We start from the raw sequence: 3,378 nt of genomic DNA, 5'->3' as shown, positions 1-3,378 counted from the left end.
CCGTCATTGACCGATAGACCAACGTATCCCGCAGCGGCAGGTCGGAGCCTGTATCGTACATGGCGTACTGATCGTTCTATCTATTTTATATCGGCAGCGGCTCTCTAGCGCAAGCAAACAACGATGAGAGATTTTATAGCGCAATTCCGGAGAGCATCTGCCCTGCTGTTTGGGCCACTGCGATGACCAATTGCGTTCCTGTATCACAGCACGGTGCATATAGGCGAACAAACATTAGGGTCAGCGGTCATATCGTGCCGCACAAGCAGGCCGGAGACATGACATCGCCGCCGAGGCGGTCTATTGCATCTGGAATAGGGATTTCGTCATATTTTGTTATGCCGGGCCCACATATTGAAATCCTGACAGGCAATTTCATGCGCAGCTCCTTGAAGACCCTGCCCCTCCCACGCCGCCGTTTCGCTTTGCGTGGCGGCATGCTACTGGGATTGGCAATCCTTGCGATCAACCTCACTGGCCTGGTTCAGCTCAGTGACCTTAAATTGCAACTGGGCGCGATGGCACCTGGGACTAACCAGGGCTGAATCACGTATCAATTCATGGATGACCACATCGTGGCCTTGTCACTCGCCTGGACAGGCCTTTGTGTTGCCGCCCCCTCGCTCTATCTGGTCACACGGCGCAATTGGCGCCGCCTTGTTGGCATGCTGATTGTGGTCAGCCCCGCTCTCCTTGCCCTGTTGATATTCGTGCTCTATGTCACCGCCCTCAGCAACGGCTTGCGTGCCGTTACAGGATGATTTGAGCAGTTCTTGCTCTGCCCCCAAACCCGGCCGTCCGCAGTTCAAGCGCGTTGCATGAAAAATGCCGAGATAAAGCTATCTCGCCGAAGATTTGATTCATGCAATAGTGCCTGCTGGCACCGCTCTCGGACGGATCCCGCGCAGGTTTCCTGGTGCAGGTCGCGATTAACCACCGGATCGGTAGGGACTGTATCCAAGGTCCGCAAACGGATACGGACGAAGGCCGAAATCAAGAGGTGACGCAATCGTCCTGGGGTGGCAACCCGAATTCGGCCTCGGCCAGAGCCTTCAGCTCTCGTTCTTGATTTGGATAGGCTGCAGACGGAAGATCCATAAGCGTCAGTCGCAGACTGGCCATATGGAGGAGCTGTTGTTGCGCATCATTGGGGCTCTCAACATCGAACAGAGACGCGATTCTGTCGCGCAACCAGGCCTCCTTGCCTGAAATCCACCCGCTGTACTGCAACCACTCTTCTTTCGGCGTCATGTGAGCATCCTGATGGGTCCGCAGAGAGCCGTTCTCAGCTGAAAAGGCCAAGTACATCCTCGGCTATAGTCCAGATCCGACGCTGTCAACGGTTGCCAAACGAAGACACTGACATGTCGCGTATTGGATAATCCGGCACGATACATATGAACTCGACGCCGGTCATGACGGCTTATCCGACCGTCTTGATGAAGGACGATTGCGCCGTGCCAGAGCTTGCGCGACAAGTCCCCTTATTGGAACGATCACTAAGCCGGTCGATGCCTGCAACACAGGCGCGACCTATCTCGCCAGCCGGAATAACAGCGCCATCCAAGCTCATAGTCGCGTGCTGCAAACCACCGGCATTGGCCGCTGGCCAACATGGGCCGGATTTCGGGATCTGGCGCCTCTTGAGGGAGGGCTGCATGGGCTCGCTCCATGGCCGCCTCGAGCTTCGTATTGTCGCAGATCTTATTATCGGAAGGGCCGCCAACAGTGTAAGGCGGCACGCTCATCCCACAAAGGGCATGAGCGCCCCCTAGCCGCAGGGCACCAGGCCAACCGTGGAACCATAGTTCACCGAACACATTTGCTGGGTCTGTACAGGCGGCGGTGTGCAGATGTCTTTTCCCATCGGCGAGATGCATGGATCTGGCCCTGAGGACGGCGCCAAATGGATTGGATGGGCGGCCGCGAATTTTTGATCGACCTCATTCTTCCGCGCCATAAGAGCGTGATATCGTTGCGACCAATCCTTTGCCTTGACCTGATCATGCGAGGCTCGGATCGCCTGTCCCTCCGGGATCATCTTCGCAAGCGTGAGGTCGAACTGGATATCCTCCGGAGGCGCCGCTCCCTCTTGCACCGCTTTGCGATCCATGGCCATTACATTGGCCCACTCCTCAGGAGAGATGTCGGCAGACGATCGATTGGCGATCGGTGCTCCTGCCTGTGAGGCGGGCACACAACTCGTCACAACGGCCGCTGCAAACAACAGGGCCGATATTCTCGTCATTACGCTCATAGGATCTCTCGCACGTTTGGCAGGCACCGCGGAGCCGGCACCAGTTGATGAATTAGTTAGAACGATCAATCTATGAAGTCCACATCGAAATCATTAGGCTGGCCATGCCCTCGTCTCGCCATCGTTCATGGCTGACACGTTCGCTTTGCGATACTCCACTGATGGCCGTCATCCGCCGGGGCAGGCTGCTTGGGTGAAAGCGGTAAGGCTACGACCGCTTACTTCGAATCCATAGAAATTCACGGCGAGATTCCCGAACATACTCTCTTCGCAAATTTCGACCTTCTTTTGATTGCCAAGATCGCAAAAGGCGCCATAGCTGGAACTATGTGAAGTCAGGGATAAAATATGGGAGCAGCCGCTGAGCGGCTGGGAAATACCGACTTCCGAGAGAGCCTTCTGCATTTCCTTGGTGATTCTAGCTATATCAGCAGGATTGCTGACGTAGCTGGCAGCACGTTCCTCGCCGATTCTGATCGTGGCGAGTTCCTCGATACGACCATCGTAGGTATCAGTCAGGCAGTCGACGCTGGTGCAAACGTTGCGTGTCTGGGTGATCCAATTCTTCTGATCGGCGGAAAGCCTGCCCTTGTCGGCCGCATACGCATCAGCGAGCGCCCAGTCGTAGACGCGGTTGAGTGTATCGTCGAGTGTTGAAAGGGCCGGCGTTGCGCATATCATGTTCTCGACATTGGACGCGGCCTTGGTGCAATCGAGCCCTGCGGCAAGGGCGGGATTAGGCACAGCCACCCAGAACGCCGCTTCGACCAAGAGCAATGCGCCCACAGTCACACCGAGGTGAGCAAAAGAGGTTTGCTTCATTAAACTATCTCCGCTGATGTTGGGTTTCACGAGGTTTGACCCCAACTGCAACTTCACGCTAACCCGTTCAGATGGATCAAAGATATTGAAAAGCCAATAGTTCGGCTGGGCAACCGGGTCATCACGAAACGCAAAACTGAGTTGAACAAACGCGCAAATCAACTCACAGAATCTCTTGCGCGTTTGGCAGGCGCCGCCAAGCTGGCGGCGGTCGCGAAATTAGATAGAACGATCTGTCTATGTTGTCCATATGGAAACCGTTAGACAAACGGATCTAACAATGCCTAATACGGGACTTA

At 55.3% G+C, this 3,378-nt stretch carries 4 protein-coding genes; 1 reads left to right on the top strand and 3 read right to left on the bottom strand.

The features are described 5' to 3' along the window. The first annotated feature begins 560 nt into the window (after window positions 1-560). Window positions 561-761, top strand: coding sequence for a hypothetical protein (locus tag A6U86_RS29260; RefSeq protein WP_068398984.1), 201 nt, complete (start codon window positions 561-563; stop codon window positions 759-761). Window positions 762-993: 232 nt separating this feature from the next. Here A6U86_RS29260 and A6U86_RS29255 read toward each other — a convergent pair whose 3' ends face one another. The 3 genes from A6U86_RS29255 to A6U86_RS29245 form a co-directional block, all read right to left on the bottom strand. Continuing rightward, the gene (locus tag A6U86_RS29255) at window positions 994-1,251 is read right to left on the bottom strand and encodes a hypothetical protein (protein ID WP_141683838.1); all 258 of its coding nucleotides are present in this window, start codon (window positions 1,249-1,251) and stop codon (window positions 994-996) included. 520 nt (window positions 1,252-1,771) lie between these two features. Further along, a complete protein-coding gene (locus tag A6U86_RS29250; RefSeq protein ID WP_068398982.1) occupies window positions 1,772-2,119 on the bottom strand; it encodes a hypothetical protein in 348 nt (115 codons plus the stop codon). 306 nt (window positions 2,120-2,425) lie between these two features. Next, window positions 2,426-3,079, bottom strand: a complete 654-nt coding sequence (locus tag A6U86_RS29245) for a lysozyme inhibitor LprI family protein (RefSeq protein ID WP_068398981.1) — start codon at window positions 3,077-3,079, stop codon at window positions 2,426-2,428. Window positions 3,080-3,378: the final 299 nt, after the last annotated feature.

The sequence above is a fragment of the Rhizobium sp. AC27/96 genome, from assembly GCF_001692325.1.
In the GTDB taxonomy this organism is placed as follows: Bacteria; Pseudomonadota; Alphaproteobacteria; order Rhizobiales; family Rhizobiaceae; genus Rhizobium.
This window is presented reverse-complemented; position numbering and strand designations above follow the sequence as displayed.

What these genes read in the sequence shown, in the direction of transcription:
- A6U86_RS29260 (WP_068398984.1), top strand. Translation starts at nt 561, where the DNA reads ATGGATGACCACATCGTGGCCTTGTCACTCGCCTGGACAGGCCTTTGT.
- A6U86_RS29255 (WP_141683838.1), bottom strand. Translation starts at nt 1,251, where the DNA reads ATGACGCCGAAAGAAGAGTGGTTGCAGTACAGCGGGTGGATTTCAGGC.
- A6U86_RS29250 (WP_068398982.1), bottom strand. Translation starts at nt 2,119, where the DNA reads ATGGCCATGGATCGCAAAGCGGTGCAAGAGGGAGCGGCGCCTCCGGAG.
- A6U86_RS29245 (WP_068398981.1), bottom strand. Translation starts at nt 3,079, where the DNA reads ATGAAGCAAACCTCTTTTGCTCACCTCGGTGTGACTGTGGGCGCATTG.